15 protein-coding genes are annotated in these 15,530 nt (G+C 60.6%); 13 read left to right on the forward strand and 2 right to left on the reverse strand.

Features of this window, described 5'->3' with window-relative positions:
- Positions 1-11 precede the first annotated feature (11 nt).
- Positions 12-1,355 (reverse strand): MFS transporter, encoded by a 1,344-nt coding sequence (locus F8N96_RS29470; protein WP_150800780.1) that lies wholly within the window; start codon positions 1,353-1,355, stop codon positions 12-14.
- Positions 1,356-1,656: 301 nt separating this feature from the next.
- Between F8N96_RS29470 and F8N96_RS29475 the strand changes: the two genes are divergently transcribed.
- On the forward strand, positions 1,657-3,090 hold the full coding sequence (locus F8N96_RS29475; RefSeq protein ID WP_150800781.1) for an aldehyde dehydrogenase family protein: 1,434 nt from the start codon (positions 1,657-1,659) through the stop codon (positions 3,088-3,090).
- A gap of 207 nt (positions 3,091-3,297) precedes the next feature.
- On the opposite strand, the gene F8N96_RS29480 is transcribed toward F8N96_RS29475, so the two are convergent.
- A complete protein-coding gene (locus F8N96_RS29480; RefSeq protein WP_150800782.1) occupies positions 3,298-4,584 on the reverse strand; it encodes an OprD family porin in 1,287 nt (428 codons plus the stop codon).
- A 224-nt stretch (positions 4,585-4,808) separates the two neighbouring features.
- Between F8N96_RS29480 and gcvA the strand changes: the two genes are divergently transcribed.
- The 12 genes from gcvA (at position 4,809) to F8N96_RS29540 (ending at position 15,528) form a co-directional block, all read left to right on the forward strand.
- Complete coding sequence (gcvA, locus tag F8N96_RS29485; RefSeq protein WP_150800783.1) at positions 4,809-5,714, forward strand: transcriptional regulator GcvA; 906 nt, start codon at positions 4,809-4,811, stop codon at positions 5,712-5,714.
- A 94-nt stretch (positions 5,715-5,808) separates the two neighbouring features.
- Positions 5,809-6,747 (forward strand): NAD(P)-dependent oxidoreductase, encoded by a 939-nt coding sequence (locus F8N96_RS29490; protein ID WP_150800784.1) that lies wholly within the window; start codon positions 5,809-5,811, stop codon positions 6,745-6,747.
- A gap of 94 nt (positions 6,748-6,841) precedes the next feature.
- On the forward strand, positions 6,842-7,672 hold the full coding sequence (locus F8N96_RS29495; protein ID WP_150800785.1) for an oxidoreductase: 831 nt from the start codon (positions 6,842-6,844) through the stop codon (positions 7,670-7,672).
- Positions 7,673-7,854: 182 nt separating this feature from the next.
- Positions 7,855-8,214 carry an OB-fold domain-containing protein gene (locus F8N96_RS29500; RefSeq protein WP_150800786.1) on the forward strand — a complete coding sequence of 120 codons (360 nt, stop codon included), beginning with the start codon at positions 7,855-7,857 and terminating at the stop codon, positions 8,212-8,214.
- Entirely contained in the window at positions 8,211-9,356 is a 1,146-nt protein-coding gene (locus F8N96_RS29505; protein WP_150800787.1) for a thiolase family protein, read from the forward strand. Before F8N96_RS29500 ends, F8N96_RS29505 begins: the two co-directional genes overlap by 4 nt.
- Before the next feature lies 1 nt (position 9,357).
- Positions 9,358-10,122: an SDR family NAD(P)-dependent oxidoreductase gene (locus tag F8N96_RS29510; RefSeq protein ID WP_150800788.1), complete on the forward strand. Its 765-nt coding sequence runs from the start codon at positions 9,358-9,360 to the stop codon at positions 10,120-10,122.
- Positions 10,123-10,132: 10 nt separating this feature from the next.
- Positions 10,133-10,939, forward strand: coding sequence for an enoyl-CoA hydratase/isomerase family protein (locus tag F8N96_RS29515; RefSeq protein ID WP_150800789.1), 807 nt, complete (start codon positions 10,133-10,135; stop codon positions 10,937-10,939).
- Between the two features lie 18 nt (positions 10,940-10,957).
- Positions 10,958-11,368, forward strand: coding sequence for a PaaI family thioesterase (locus tag F8N96_RS29520; protein ID WP_150800790.1), 411 nt, complete (start codon positions 10,958-10,960; stop codon positions 11,366-11,368).
- On the forward strand, positions 11,358-12,563 hold the full coding sequence (locus F8N96_RS29525) for a CaiB/BaiF CoA transferase family protein (RefSeq protein ID WP_150800791.1): 1,206 nt from the start codon (positions 11,358-11,360) through the stop codon (positions 12,561-12,563). The genes F8N96_RS29520 and F8N96_RS29525 overlap by 11 nt, the downstream gene beginning before the upstream one ends.
- Before the next feature lie 368 nt (positions 12,564-12,931).
- A complete protein-coding gene (locus F8N96_RS29530; RefSeq protein WP_017338925.1) occupies positions 12,932-13,414 on the forward strand; it encodes an MSMEG_0572/Sll0783 family nitrogen starvation response protein in 483 nt (160 codons plus the stop codon).
- 85 nt (positions 13,415-13,499) lie between these two features.
- The gene (locus F8N96_RS29535) at positions 13,500-14,444 is read left to right on the forward strand and encodes a Nit6803 family nitrilase (RefSeq protein WP_150800792.1); all 945 of its coding nucleotides are present in this window, start codon (positions 13,500-13,502) and stop codon (positions 14,442-14,444) included.
- A gap of 4 nt (positions 14,445-14,448) precedes the next feature.
- Positions 14,449-15,528 (forward strand): MSMEG_0568 family radical SAM protein, encoded by a 1,080-nt coding sequence (locus F8N96_RS29540; RefSeq protein WP_150800841.1) that lies wholly within the window; start codon positions 14,449-14,451, stop codon positions 15,526-15,528.
- Positions 15,529-15,530: the final 2 nt, after the last annotated feature.

The raw sequence follows: 15,530 nt of genomic DNA on the forward strand, positions 1-15,530 counted from the left end.
GCCCAAAATAATCAGCGCAGTGGCAGGCCTTTGGTTTCTGGCATGCGCAGATAGACGACCGCACTGATGGCACTGATCACGGCCAGGTAGATCCAGAACAGGTGCCCGTAGCCCCACCCGGCCATCGCGGCCATGAGATATGGCGCGGTTCCACCAAACAGCGTCACGGACAATGCGTACGGCAAAGCGATACCGGTCACGCGAACTTCAGCCGGAAATTGTTCCGCCATGGTGACTGCAGAGGCTGCGCCGAACCCTGTCATGATGACCATGGAAATGGTCTGCAGGATGGTCACTTCCGTCAAGCTGATGCCTGCATGCAACAGACCGAAACTTGGCCAGGCCCACAGCATTGATGCGACGGCGAATGCAATCAGCACCGGCCGGCGACCGACACGGTCGGCAAGTCTGCCGGCAAAAGGCATCAGCACCAGCGATACCCCTACCGAGATCACGCCTGCCAGCAATGTTTCGCGGATCGACATTCCGGTGATCAAATGTACCTGCGAGGGATAGCTCACCATCCATACATAATTCAGCAAGTTGCCGGCCATGGCGATGCCGATCACCCGCATCGCATCTTTCCTGTGGCTGAATAACAGCTCACGCAGAGGTCGTTTCTTGACGTTGGTCGCGGCGCGTGCCCTGAAGATTTCAGTCTCGCGCACCGACAGGCGGATCCACAGCACGATCAGTCCCATCAGGGCGGCAATGATAAACGCAACGCGCCAACCCCAGTCGTTCAACGCATCGTCATTGCCCAGTGATGCCAGGCCAAAGCCCAGGAGGAACGAGACCATGGTCCCGGCATTGATCGCAAACCATTGCCAGGAGCCGGCGAATGCGCGCCGGTGTGCAGGTGCCGACTCGATCAAAAACGCCGAAGCGGAGCCGAACTCACCGCCAGCGGAAAACCCCTGGACCAGGCGCGCAAAGACCAGAATGATCGGAGCGGCAATTCCGATGCTGTCGTAGTTGGGGCAAAGCCCGATGACCAGCGAGGCCAGCGACATCAGCAGGATAGAAAGCGTCAAGCCTTTCTTGCGGCCGTAGCGGTCGGCTATCTGGCCGAGAACCGCACCACCGATAGGCCGCATGATGAAACCGACGGCAAAGATCGCCAACACCGACAGCAAGCTGGTAAGGCCATCCCCAGCCGGGAAAAACTGGCGGGCAAGAATGGAAGAAAACGTGGCGTATATCACCCAATCGGTATATTCGACGATGGTGCCGAGCGTTGCGGCGACAATGGCCTTTTTTTCACCATAAGTCAGTTGTCGGCCTTGAACATTCGCACTGGCGCCTGATGCAGACTCCGGCGCCAGTGCACTCATCAAACTATTGTCGTTACTCATTTCTACGGCTCCCGTGGGCGCTATTATTATTGACCTTTAGTGGCGGCCTTGTTACGGGTTAATACTGCTATTTACCCGCGCTCCGGTGAATCGAGATTTTCGCGCTGCATCGTTGACTAAATCTCAATGCATAGGCATCTATTGAATATTTCAGGTTATTTGAAATCGTTTGATATTTGCTCAATCGCCAACGCCATAAAACTCAGTTGAGCAATTTGAGGCCGCTGGATGTAATAGGTATTCGTAATGGAGTTTTAAACAATAAAGACGAGCCTCACTGCAGTTTCAGAGGAGACACACAATGTTTGTAAAAGTTAACAGCTTCGTCGATGGCCGTTCCCTGGAGCCTGCTGACGGCCAGTATGTCGACAAGATCGATCCGCGCACCGGCGCCAAGATCAGTGAAGTCGCCAACAGCGGGCCGAAGGATGTGGCTCTGGCAATCGAGTCGGCAGCCTCGGCACTGCAAGGTTGGCGCGACATGCGCCCCGCCGAGCGCGGGCGCATCCTCAACGAATTCGGGCGCATCATCCGTCAAAGCGAAAACACCCTGGGTGCGCTGGAAAAAGCCGATACCGGCAAACCCGGCAGCGAGATGGCGGCACTGATGGACCTGACCGCCCAGTACTTCGAGTTTTATGGTGGCATCGTCAACGTCATGGACGGGGACGTCATCAACCAGGGGCCTGACTATCACATCTATACACGCCGTGATCCCTTTGGCGTGATTGGCGTCATTCTGCCCTGGAACGCCCCGCTCCATCAGGCAGCGCGCGCCATCGCGCCCGCCCTCGCTACCGGCAATACCGTGGTGGCCAAACCCTCCGAACACACCTCTGCCTCTTTGGTGGAGCTGGCGCGCATTGCCGTGCAAGCCGGAGTGCCTGCCGGCGTCTTCAACGTCATCGTGGGTAAAGGCAGCGTGATCGGTCCTGCCATGGCGCACAACCCGCACATCCGCAAAATCTCCTTTACTGGCGGCCTACGCGCCGGCCAGGAACTGGGACACATCGCCGCCGAGCGCATCCTGCCGCTGACCCTTGAATTGGGCGGCAAATCCGCCAACATCGTGTTCGACGACGCAGACCTCGATGCGGCCGCCAAAGGCTCGACCAAGGCGTTTACCTGGAACAGCGGCCAATGGTGCGCGGCAGGCACGCGGTTGCTGGTCCAGGAAAACATCCATGACCGCTTCGTCGACAAGCTGGTTGCCGAGGTGGGTGCCTTGCGTGTCGGCCCGGAGGATGACTCGACGTCCGGGCCGATTACCACTCATGCGCAGTTCGAGAAGATCCAGAGCTACTTCGCCATCGCCGAGCGCGAGGGGCTCAAGCCTGCGATCGGCGGCAAGGTGGCCACGCGAGCAGGCTATGAGAATGGCTGGTACATCGAACCGACGGTCTATACCGGTGTGACCAACGATATGACCCTGGCGCGCGAGGAGATCTTCGGGCCTATTGTCTGCGTCATTCCCTTCAAGGACGAAGCCGATGCGCTGCGGATCGCCAACGACAGCGAATTCGGCCTCGGTGCCGGTATCTGGAGCCGTGACATCGGCCGGGTACATCGGGTTGCCGCGCAGCTGGAGGCCGGCCGGATTGTCGTCAACGAGTACAGCGGAGGTTTCGTCCAGACGCCATGCGGTGGCTTCAAGCAAAGTGGCTACGGTCGCGAGCAAGGTATCGACGCCCTCTCCCACTATACCCAGCTCAAATCCGTGATTATCCGCTTGTAGGAGCTGGCTTGTCGGGTCGCCGCATCGCAGCGATGGTCGTTAACGATAACGCGTGTGACTTGGATAAACGCGGCGCACTTGAGTCCATCGCCGGCAAGCCGGCTCCTACGGGTATTGCGTTATCGGTGTTTCCCGGGATTGCGTGAAGAACCAAACAAAAGGGCGCAGCCATTGACTGCGCCCTTTTCGTTTACTGGCGGAGACTGTTTACCAGATCGCCAGGGAATAGCTGAGGACCAACCTGTTTTCGTCGATATCGCTGGCAAAGTTGCTGCGCGTGCTGGCGTTCTTCCATCTCACACCCAGGTTTTTCAATACGCCACTCTGAATGACGTACGCCAATTCAGTGTCTCGTTCCCACTCCTTTCCAGCCTGAGCGCGGTTGCGCACACTCACCTCGTCGCCCGATAGATAGCGGGTCATGAAGGTCAGGCCAGGAATGCCAAGCGCCGTGAAGTTGTAGTCGTAGCGCAGTTGCCAGGAACGCTCATCCTGATTACCGAAATCATTGATCTGCACTAGGTTGATCAGATACGCGTCGGTGCCGTTGAGGTTGGCGAAGCCGGTGGCCCCGCTCATGCGTTGATAGCCAAGGCCTACCGAATGGCCGATCGCGCTGTAGGTGAACATCGCGCCGAGGGCGGAGTTTTCGACGTTGCTGCCGCCCTCCCCGAGGCTACGCGCCCAGCGGATATCGGACGTGAGCGTTTGTCGTTCGGTGAGCGCCAGCTTGTGGTTCAAGGTCAGGTAATGCTGCTGGTAGATGCCATCCAGAGCACCATAGTGGTAGGCCGTACTCAATGCCGGCGTCCAGCGATAGGTCGCCCCTGCGAAATCGAAGCGCTCACTGCTTGTTTTCCGGCCTGACCGGATATTGCGTGCAGCGCCGTTGAAAACCGTCATGAGCTCATTGTCGCTTGAGTTACGCAGGTTGATCCGGTCGAATCGCCCGAGATCGAAGGTGGTATTGCTCAGGTCGGCACTGTTGAGCCAGGCACCACGAAATGTCTGCGGCAACAAACGCGTGTCGTTGTACATCGCCACGGGCATTTTGGGCATCAGGGTGCCGGCTTTCAGCGTGCTTTGCGCCATGCGTAACTTGGCGGTCAGCCCCAATTTGCTGTATTCATCCTGGGCGCGCCCGGCCGGGTCGCGATCAGTAACGAGCAAACCCGTGCCGGTTCTGGATGGGCCCGAGTCCAATTTGACGCCGAGCATGCCCAATGCATCCAGGCCAACGCCGATCGCTCCGGGGGTAAAGCCGGATTCATAGCGCAGGACAAAACCCTGGGCCCACTCTTGCGCCTTGCTTTGCGCCGCACCTGATTGGCGAAAGTCGCGATTGAAGTAGTAGTTGCGTAAATCCATGCTGGCTTTGCTGTCGGTGATGAAGTCCGCATGAGCCGGCGAATGCACAGTGCTGACTGCGCCGCACAATGCCAGTCCTGAGGCGCGTTGAAAATGCTTGCGATGGCGCGTTTTAGCGATCTTCATAAATGGATCTCTTATTGTTGTCGGGAGCTGCACCACGACCGCATGGCGCGTGCGCGCCGATCGTAGAAATCGCAGACCCCGGACGACAATCGATTAAAACGGGCGCCCACCTTGAGCTTTTATCAAGCGTTCACTTTATTGTTGGGATGCGCCGGGCAATTAAATACACTCCGCGTCCCCGTTTTTTCCAATACAGTAACTTCCAACAACAAGAGATGACTTCCATGGACCGACTGCCGCCACTGAATGCCATCCGTGCCTTTGAGTCCGTTGCGCGTCATCTGAGCATCACCCATGCCGCCGATGAGTTGAATGTCACGCCCGGTGCGGTCAGTCGGCAGATCCGCGCGCTCGAGGAATTTCTCGGACTCGACCTGTTTGTGCGGGGGCATCGGCAAATCACCTTGACCCACTCCGGCGAACAATATTTTCGTGCGGTGGCGAGGGTGATCGAAGACTTGCGCGGCGCCACGAAGAAACTCATGTCGCCGCCCCTGCGTCGGCAAATCAAGGTGCGCGCCTACACCACGTTTGCCATGCAATGGTTGATACCCAGGCTTGCCAGCTTTCACGCCGAACATCCCAAGATCGAGGTGTTGTTGACCGCATCGCTTGAACCGGTCGATTTTTACAAGGAAGACATCGACGCGGCGATCCGTCTCGGTGCCGGCGAATGGCCCAATTGCAATTGTTACGTGTTGAGCGATAACCGCCTTGCACCGGTCTGCAGCCCTTCCCTTCTGCAGCACGGCCCGGGCCTCAATGCACCCGCCGACATCGCGCAGTACACCATGCTGCACTCGATCGCCAGGCCCGAAGACTGGCGCTACTGGCTGGAGGCAAGCGGTGTGAGCCGTGACGTCGATGCGCTTGCCGGAATGTCATATCAGAGCTCTTCGATGGTCTATGCCGCTGCCGCCGGTGGCCAGGGGATTGCCATGGCGCAGTTGTTCCTGGTCGAGAAGGAACTGCGGGACGGCACCCTGATCAGGCCATTCGAACAGATCGTCGACATGGGCGTGTACACCTATTATCTGCTCACGCCCAGGCACCGCGAAGAGAGCGATGACACGCGGGTTTTTCGCGAGTGGATCCTGGAACAGGCACGTTTGACCCGCGAAGGCGCTTGAGTTTTTGTCAACCCAAAGGGGCCAATAACTCCTTTGTCGCAGGGCAATCGCCGCACCTAGGATGATGTCTTCCCAATAATAAGGACGACACGCGATGAGCCCTCTTCCTCCGCATTCAGACGCTGCAGCGAGCGAAACCATCGGCTTTATCGGGTTAGGCGCCATGGGCCAGAAAATGGCCCACCACCTGCTCGACAATGGCTATGGCCTGAGCCTCTTCGACCCCAATCCGCAGGTATTGGCGCCCTTGCTCGCACGCGGAGCGCGCAGCCATGGCAGCCCCCGCGATGTCGCCGATCACGCGCGGATCGTGCTGATTTGCGTGCCGACTCCGGATATCGTCGAGCACGTGGTGCTGGGCGACAACGGGGTCATCCACGGGCAACAGGTGAAAATCCTGGTGGACCACTCGACCACCGGTCCGAGCATGGCCAGGCGTATCGAACAGGCGCTGCGCGATCGGGGTATCCAGGCATTGGACGCGCCGTTGGCCGGTGGCGTGACAGGCGCACTCAATGGCACCCTGTCGGTGATGGTGGGGGGTGACAAGACCGCCTACCAACAGTGCGAGCCGGTGTTCGCCTGTTTCGGCAAAAAAGTCGAGCATATCGGCACAACGCCAGGCCTGGGCCAGACCTTGAAGCTGGTCAACAACATGATCGTTGGCGCCACTCTGGTGGCCACCAGCGAAGCACTGCTGTTCGGTATCAAGTCCGGGCTCGAACCCGGGCAAATGCTGGAAATGCTCAACGCAAGCACCGCGCGCAGCTTCAGCAGCGAACATATACTGGCCGGTACCGTCCTGCCGCGCCAATTCGACTTCGGCTTTCGCCTGGACCTGATGCGCAAGGATGTACGGCTGTTCCTGGCCGAGGCGGAAAACATCGGCACACCGGCTTTCACCTGCGCTGTGGTCAAACAGTTCTTCGATCAGGCCATGAGCGAAGGCGATCCGGCGCGGGATATGACCCATGTGGTCAAAGTGCTCGAGAAAATGGCCGGAACGACCATCGACGGGCATACGTCCCCATAGCCTCACCTCCTCTTTTTTCCATGGATGCAAGCAAGTTACCGACGAAGGAATTTTCGATTCAATTCGATTCAATTCGATACGTGGAGACACTGTCATGCGTACTTGGTTGATTACCGGTTCATCCCGTGGTTTTGGTGCCCTGCTCACGCAACGGGCGCTGGAGGCTGGCGACAACGTTATCGCCACCGCAAGAAAACCGGCCGATGTGACGGCCAGGTTCGGCGAGCACCCGCGGTTGTTCGCGGTGAAACTGGACGTGACGCGCGAGAGCGATGCCCATGAAGCAATCGCAGAAGGCATCCAGCGTTTTGGCCGGATCGATATTCTGGTCAACAACGCAGGCTATGGCTTGTTGGGGGCGGTCGAAGAAGCAAGCACTGCTGAGGTGCACAACATTTTCAGCACCAACGTCTTCGGTTTGCTCAACGTCACGCGGGCCGTGCTACCGCATATGCGCAAGCAGCGCTCGGGGCACATCATCAACTTTTCCTCGCTCGGAGGTTACCAAGCCTACGTCGGTTGGGGGGTTTATGGCGCGACCAAGTTCGCTGTCGAGGGCTTGACCGAAGCCTTGGCGCAGGAACTGATGCCACTCGGTGTAAAGGCTACGGTGGTTGAGCCGGGTTTTTTCCGCACCGACTTTCTCGATGAGCAGTCGCTTGTCACATCCCCCGTGGTGATCGCGGACTACGACGCCACTGTCGGTGCCATGCGCCGGTTTGCCGAAACGGCCAATCATGGTCAGCCCGGTGATCCCGAGAAGCTTGCAGGGGCCATCCTGGCATTGGTCGACGCGCCCAACCCACCCTTGCGTTTACCTTTGGGCAGTGACGCCATAGAAAGGATTGAACAGAAGAACGCGGCCGTTGCCTCTGAGCTGGAACAGTGGCGTGAGTTGTCTTTGTCCACTGATTTCAAGGCGTAGGATAATCCAGGCGGGCCGTTAAGGCCCGCCTCCATCTGCATCACTCAATGAGCCCCTCCGCCGCTGCTGGCTTTACTTTTTCTCAATTGAACCGCGTTTTTATATCGTTTGTCGCCCATTGAGGCGTGGCCGAACATACCTCCAGACGTCGCTATCGAGCGTCGATAAAAACAGGAGGTCACATGAACAGTCCGTCACCCATCTGGGCATCCACCACACCGCCCGGTCTTGCTGCCTCGCGACATCTGGGCACTGACGAAGTCTTCTTTCCCGCGGTACCTGACGATTCGCCACTGGCCGACCAGTTCCAGGACACCATTCTGAGCGTGGAAGGCCGCGTGTACAGCTTCACCATCATGCACCCCAGCCCCAAGAGCGGTTTGAACCCCTTCGTTCTGGCCTACGTCGACCTGCCAGGTCCCGTGCGCCTTTTCGGCCGCCTCAAGGGCAGCAGCGACCGCCCGTTCATTGGCGAAAAATGCCGAGTGGTTGCCGACGAGACGTTTGGCTACGTATTCGAATCCCTGGAGGTACGTCCATGACCCAGATGCATGTAATGGGCGCTGCGATGACGCCCTTTGGCCGCCACACCGGCGTGATGGCGCCGGAACTTGCCCAGCGAGCGATCCTTGACGCGGTGGCCGATGCCGGCGTCGCCCTGGCCGACATCCAGGCAGTTTATTGCGCCAATGTGCTGGGCGGGATGATTCTCGGTCAGGTGATCTTGCGTGACCTGGGCCTCAAGGGTATTCCGGTCTACAACATCGAGAACGCCTGCGCCAGCGGCGCCACCGCTGTCCACCTGGCTCGGCATGCACTGCTGTCCGGGCAATACGAGCGGGTACTGGTGTTTGGTATCGAGCAACTGACGGCGTTGGGCGGCGGCACCATCCCCATGCAGCGCAACGATCGCATGACCGACCTGTACGCCACCGCCGGTATGGTTCTGCCGGCAGTGTATGCCATGCGCGCCACCCGCTTTATCCATGAGCGAGAAGCCAAGCCAGCCGACCTCGCAGCTGTTGCCGTGAAAAACCGCCACCATGGTTCGCTCAATGAGTATGCGCAGCAGCGTACCGAAGTCACCCTGGAACAGGTGTTGAGCTCGCGGATGATCGCCGATCCGCTGACCCTGTTGCAGTGCTGCCCGTCGCAAGTCGATGGCGCCGCCGCAATGGTGCTCGGAACGCAGCCGGGTCCACAGGCCAAAGCCGTCAAGGTGCTGGGGTCGATCATTGTCTCGGGCATGCGCGAAACCGGTGATGACGACATTCTCGATGCCGAAATCACCGCACGCGCGGCGCGCCTGGCCTATGAGCAAGCCGGGGTTGCGCCCGCCGACATCGGCGTGGTCGAGCTGCATGACGCCTTCACGATCGCCGAACTGCTCTATTACGAAGCCCTCGGCCTGGCGGCACCGGGCGAAGCCGTGTCGCTGTTGCACTCGGGTGCCACCGCCCTCGGCGGTCGCGTTCCGGTCAACCCCAGCGGCGGTCTGCTTGCCAAGGGCCATCCGCTGGGTGCCACCGGCGTCGCGCAAATGGTCGAGCTGACCTGGCAATTGCAAGGGCGCGCCGGCAGTCGCCAGGCCGGTACACCGAAGCTGGGCCTGGCGCAGTGCACCGGTGGCGGTATCGCCGGTGTCGATCACGCCGCCTCTGCTGTCCACATTCTGGGAGTTTGAGATGAGCACACGAAATTTCACTGCCACACAGGTCGCCGCGATCACCGGCGCCGCTCGCGGCATCGGCCTTGCAATCGCCGAACGACTGGCGCGCCAGGGCTTGTTTGTCTATCTGTTGGACCGCGACGAAGCAGCCCTCGCCGCAAGCGTTGATGCCTTGACGGGGCAAGGGTTGAACGTCGCCGGCATTGCGCTGGATCTGACCGAAGGTGAGGCCGTCAACGCAGCGTTTGCGCGGATCCGCGAAGCCCACGGCTCGCTCGACTTTCTGGTCAACAACGCCGGCGTGGTCAGGGACAAGCGTTTCCTGAACATGACCGAACAGGACTGGGACCTGGTCGTCGATACCAACCTGCGCGCCCAGTTCCTGTGCTGCAAGGCCGCCCTGCCGTTGATGCTGGAAAAAGGCTTCGGCCGTATCGTCAACATGTCCTCCAGGGCCTGGCTCGGCGGATTCGGCCAGGCCAACTACTCGGCGGCCAAGGGCGGCGTGGTGAGCTTGACCCGCAGCCTGGCCATCGAGTTCGCCGCCAAGGGCATCACCGTCAACGCCATCGCGCCTGGCATTGTCGATACCCCGCTGTTCCAGGGCTTCGCCGCGGACGTGCAGGCAAAACTCAAGGAAACCGTACCGGTAAAACGCATCGGTACCCCCGAGGACATCGCCAACGCCGTGGAATTTTTCCTCGATCCGGCCAGCGCCTATGTGACCGGGCAAACCTTGTATGTCTGTGGCGGACGCAGTCTGTCGTCGGCCAGTGTCTGAGGTGAGCACCATGCCAGTCTCAATGCAAATACAGGGTGCGATTGCGCTGATAACGCTTGATCGTCCACAGGCCTTGAACGCGCTGGACCTGGACTCGCTCCAGGCCCTTCGCGAACACTTGGTGCAGGTGCGCGACGACCCCGAGCTGCGCGTCGCCGTCATCACCGGTGCCGGCGAGCGGGCGTTCTGCGTCGGCGCGGACCTTAAAAGTACCCGTTCCTCGTCCGCCTCATATGCCCAGGCGCTGTTCCTGGCCAATGAACCAGCGGCGGATGCCGGACTGTACATCCGCTTGATGGACCTCACCGACCTTGACCTGCACAAGCCGCTGATTGCCGCTGTCAACGGTCACTGCCTGGGCGGTGGTCTGGAGCTGGCGTTGCAATGCGACCTGCGTATCGCCAGCAGCAGCGCCTCCTTCGGGCTGCCCGAAGCTGCCGTGGGCTCCATCCCGGCAGTCAGTGGTTTGCATCGACTGATGCGGGCGATACCGGCGGCCCCTGCCATGCAGATGGCCTTGACCGGGCAACGCATCGATGCCCATCAGGCACTGACTATCGGCCTGATCTCCGAACGGCTGGACAGCCACGACGCATTGCTGGCCCGTGCCATGGCGCTCGCCGAGCGCATTGCACGGCAGGCGCCCCTGGCCATACAGGCACTGCAAACCCTGTCACGCAGCACAGCGCACCTCAGCGACCGCGATGCCCAGCGTTTGACCGAGTTGTATTGGGGGGTGCTGCGCGATACCGAAGATCGCATCGAGGGCCGTCAAGCCTTCGCCGAGAAACGTGTACCGCACTACAAGGGCCGCTAGGTGGCCCGAGGAGCGATCATGCAATTGCACAATCCCTTTCTTCAGGGCCTGGGCGTCACGCTGGTCCGCTGGGTGCCGGGAGAGGCCGAATTCCAGCTGCACATCGCCGAGCACCATCTCAACCGCCAGGGCGCCTTGCACGGCGGGATGATCGCCACGCTCATGGACGCGGCTTGCGGCTACGCCGGCCTGCACAGTAACGAAGGCGAAGCAGAGGTCCATGGACTCACCGCGATGTTGAACATTGCCTACCTGCAACCGGCATTCGAAGGGAGCGTCAGCGCATTGGGCCGGGTCCGCCGCGCCGGCAGGAGCCTCTACTTCGCCGAAGCCGAGCTGCTGTCCGACACTGGAACTCTTTTGGCCACCGCCCAAGGTACCTTCAAGAAACCCCGGGCGTCGATCCGAGGAGATAATCATGTTACGTAACGCACTGGACGGCCTCACCGTCCTCGATTTCACCCAGATCGCCGCAGGCCCCACGGCGACCATGCTGCTGGCCGACATGGGCGCGCGGGTGATTAAGGTCGAACCCCGCGAAGGTGAGTTGGGGCGCACCCTGGGGCCAGCCTGGGTGGGTGAAGACAGCGCGCTCTACCACGCATTCAACCGCGGCAAGCAATGCATCGGCCTGGACCTCAAGCACCCCGACAGCATCGAGGTCATCAAGCGCCTGGTGCTGCAAGCCGACGTGCTGATCGAAAGCATGCGCCCGGGCGTGATGACCCGGCTTGGCCTGGGTTATGAAGCCCTGGCAGCACTCAAGCCCGACCTGATCTATTGCTCGATCTCGGCCTACGGCCAGGAAGGTCCCTATTCGGACCGGGCGGGCGTCGACGGGATTCTTCAGGCCGATTCCGGCCTGATGAGCCTGATCGGCACGCCGGGCGCGGCCCCCTGCAAGGTACAGGCGCCGGTGGTGGATGTGGTCACCGGATACATGGCCTGCATGGCCGTATTGGCCAAGCTGCACGCCCGTCAGAGCGATGGGCTGGGCGGCCATCTGGATGTCAGCCTGATGAACTCGGCGCTGGCTCTGCAACAGTCGTCCATCACCAGTTATCTGAGCGATGGCAAGCTGCCGACGCGCATCGGCAGTAGCGCCCCCTACTCGGCACCCAACGAAGCCTTCCAGACCGAGGACGGCTGGCTGATGGTAGCGGCCTACAACGGCAACCGCTGGCCGACCTTGTGCAAGGTGCTGAATCACGAAGAATGGATCGCCGACCCACGCTTCGTCAACTCCGCGCAAAGGGTCATCCACCGTGCCGAGATGTGCGCAGCGCTGACCGATGTATTCATGAGCAAGCCAACGGCACATTGGCTGCACGTGTTGCATGAAGCGGACATTCTCTGTTCGAAGGTGGCCGACTACAGCGATCTGCTGAAGCATCCGCAGCTCGCCAGCAATGGCATGCTGGTCGAGCTCAACGATCCTGTGCAGGGTGTGGTGCGGGTCCCGGGGTTCCCCATCAACAGCGCGCAGGCTGCGCAAACGCCCTATGCGCCCGCCCCGCAAAACGGTGAACATTCTCGCTCGGTGCTACGCGACTTTGCGTTTTCCGAAGCGCAGATCAGCGCGCTAGAGGCATCGCAGGCATTGCACTGTAGCGAACCCCTCTGATCGCCAACGGCTAAAACCCGGGCCCTTTCATCGCGACGCGGTGAAGGGGCCCGGGTTTTTTCTTTTCTGCAAAACACTGCGCTATTCAAGCTCGCTGCAAATGTCGCGGGGCCCTGACTCGCGCACCACTACGACATCTCGTATCAGGCGACTACGAAACTCCGTATTTATACGCAAATTCGTGATCCGGCGATGGACCCAGAGGGCTCTGAAAAATTCGAAAAAACAATAAAATATCTTTGTATATCAATAGCTTGAACATTAGTTAAATCAACGGAATTCAAGTGGCACGCTTCTCGCTCCAGTCCCTGTAACCGATCGGCCGATCCCGGCCATCGATAACAGCAAGCACTACTGGAGACGACACCATGCCCAATGTGGACATTGCCCACTACCAAGACGGCGACTTTTTGGTCAACTACGAAGAAAAGGTCTTCGAGGACGTCAAGGCCGCACCCGGTGACAAGGCCCTGCTGACCTTCCACACGATCGCCTTCGAAGGCTCCATCGGCCTGGTCAACATGCTGCAAGCCAAGCGCCTGCTGCGCAAAGGTTTTGAAACCAAGATCCTGCTCTACGGGCCAGGCGTGCAACTTGGCGTGCAACGCGGCTTCCCCACCCTGGGCGCTGAAGCCTTCCCCGGCCACCTGGCCGTCAATAACCAGATCAAGGCATTCATGGCTGAAGGCGGTGAGGTCTATGCCTGCCGCTTCGCCTTGCAGGCCCTGTATGGCCAGACCGAAAAAGCCCTGATCGAAGGCATTCGTCCAATCAACCCGCTGGATGTCATGGACCTGCGTCTGCTGATGCGTCGTGAGGGCGCGATGATCATCGATACCTGGACTGCCTGAATCGCGGCCCGCCCGCCCCCACGCAGGAAGCGGGCGGGCCTGCAAAGACCTCCAGCCTCCCGCCTCCGCCTCAAGGAATTAGCCCATGCCCGTTATTCGCGCCGCCGCCGTGCAGTTCAGTCCCGTGCTCTACTCGCGCCAGGCAACCGTCGACAAACTCTGCCGCCAGCTGTTGGAACTGGGCCGCGAAGGCGTGCAGTTTGCTGTCTTTCCGGAAACCGTGGTGCCGTACTACCCCTATTTCTCTTTTGTGCAGCCGCCCTTTGCCATGGCCAGGCAACACCTCAAGCTGCTCGAAGAGTCGGTCACCGTGCCCTCGGACGTCACCCGCCAGATTGGTGAAGCCTGCCGCGAAGCCAACCTCGTCGCCTGTATCGGCGTCAACGAACGCGATGGCGGCACGATCTACAACGCTCAACTGCTGTTCGACGCCGACGGCACGCTTATCCAGCACCGACGCAAGATAACCCCCACCTATCACGAGCGCATGGTCTGGGGCCAGGGCGATGGCTCCGGTCTGCGCGCCACCGACAGCGCCGTTGGCCGCATCGGCGCGCTGGCCTGCTGGGAACATTACAACCCGCTGGCGCGCTACGCCCTGATGGCCGACTCCGAACAGATTCACGCGGCGATGTTCCCCGGCTCCCTGGTCGGGCAGATCTTCGCCGATCAAATTGAAGTGACCATCCGCCACCACGCCCTGGAAAGCGGCTGCTTCGTGGTCAACGCCACGGCCTGGCTCGATGCCGGGCAACAGGCGCAAATCATGGCCGACACCGGTTGTGCCATCGAACCCATCTCCGGTGGTTGCTTCACGGCCATCGTCTCGCCGGAAGGCAAGCTGCTCGCGCAGTTGACCGAAGGCGAAGGGGTGATCATTGCCGACCTGGACTTCGCCTTGATCGACAAGCGCAAACGCATGATGGATTCGGTCGGTCATTACAGCCGCCCGGAACTGCTCAGCCTGCAGATCGACCGCCGCGCCACTGCGCATGTGCATGAACGTCGCGAGGCTTGCGAGCATGAATAGCCAAGTGATCGCCAACGATCTGCTGGCCCAATTGCAATGCCATGGCGTTCGCTGGCAAGGCTCTGAAGGTCTCAGCCGCAAAGGCGGAGCGGGGCCGTCGGACCACAAGGCGTTGAGTCTGGGCGCCCACACCGCCATGGTGCCGATGCTCAACCGCGCCTCCCTGGACTCGCCCTACTCTGCCGTACCTGACGCCAGCGGCGGCCAGGCGCTGATCTTTCGCGAAGGCTTGCAGGTTGGCCAGGTGCAACTGCCGGGCGTGCCGAATTTCTATGGTTTGAGCACCGAAGACGGCACGCCGTACTGGAAGATCGCGACGCTGCACAGCAAGGACGTGTTGGCGACCACCGTCCTGCAGCACTGCATCCGCATGAACGAAGCAGCCACTTCGTGCCAGTTCTGCGCCATCGACCAGTCGCTGGCATCGGGCAAGACCATTGCCCGCAAGCGCCCGGCACAACTGGCCGAGGTCGCCAGGGCGGCGGTCGAACTGGACGGCGTCAAGCACATGGTGATGACCACCGGCACGCCGCAGACGCCCGACCGTGGCGCGGCAATCCTTTGCGAATCGGCGGCGGCCGTGACGGCCGCGGTGGACCTGCCGATCCAGGCCCAATGCGAGCCGCCGGACGAGGATGTCTGGTTCCAGCGCCTCAGGGAAAGCGGCGTGGTCTCGCTTGGCATGCACCTGGAGGCCGTCACCGACGAAGTGCGCCGGCGGATCATGCCGGGCAAGGCCGAAGTGCCTTTGCAACGCTACTTCAGCGCCTTCGAGGCCGCGGTCAAGGTCTTCGGCCACGGCCAGGTCAGCACCTACATCCTCGCCGGACTGGGCGACAGCGAGGAGGCCATCGCCAACATGTGCGAAAGGCTCGCACGCATGGGCGTGTACCCCTTCGTGGTGCCCTTCGTGCCGATCGATGGCACCCCACTGGCCCACCACCCGAAACCCGACAGTGCCTTCATGCAACGGCTCTATCCGCGTATCGGTGCGAGCCTGCGCCGGCATGGCCTGCATTCGGACAACATCAACGCCGGCTGCGCCAAATGCGGCGCCTGCTCGGCCCTGAAACATCACGAGTGACA

This window comes from Pseudomonas fluorescens (genome assembly GCF_902497855.1).
Taxonomy (GTDB): domain Bacteria; phylum Pseudomonadota; class Gammaproteobacteria; order Pseudomonadales; family Pseudomonadaceae; genus Aquipseudomonas; species Aquipseudomonas fluorescens_BI.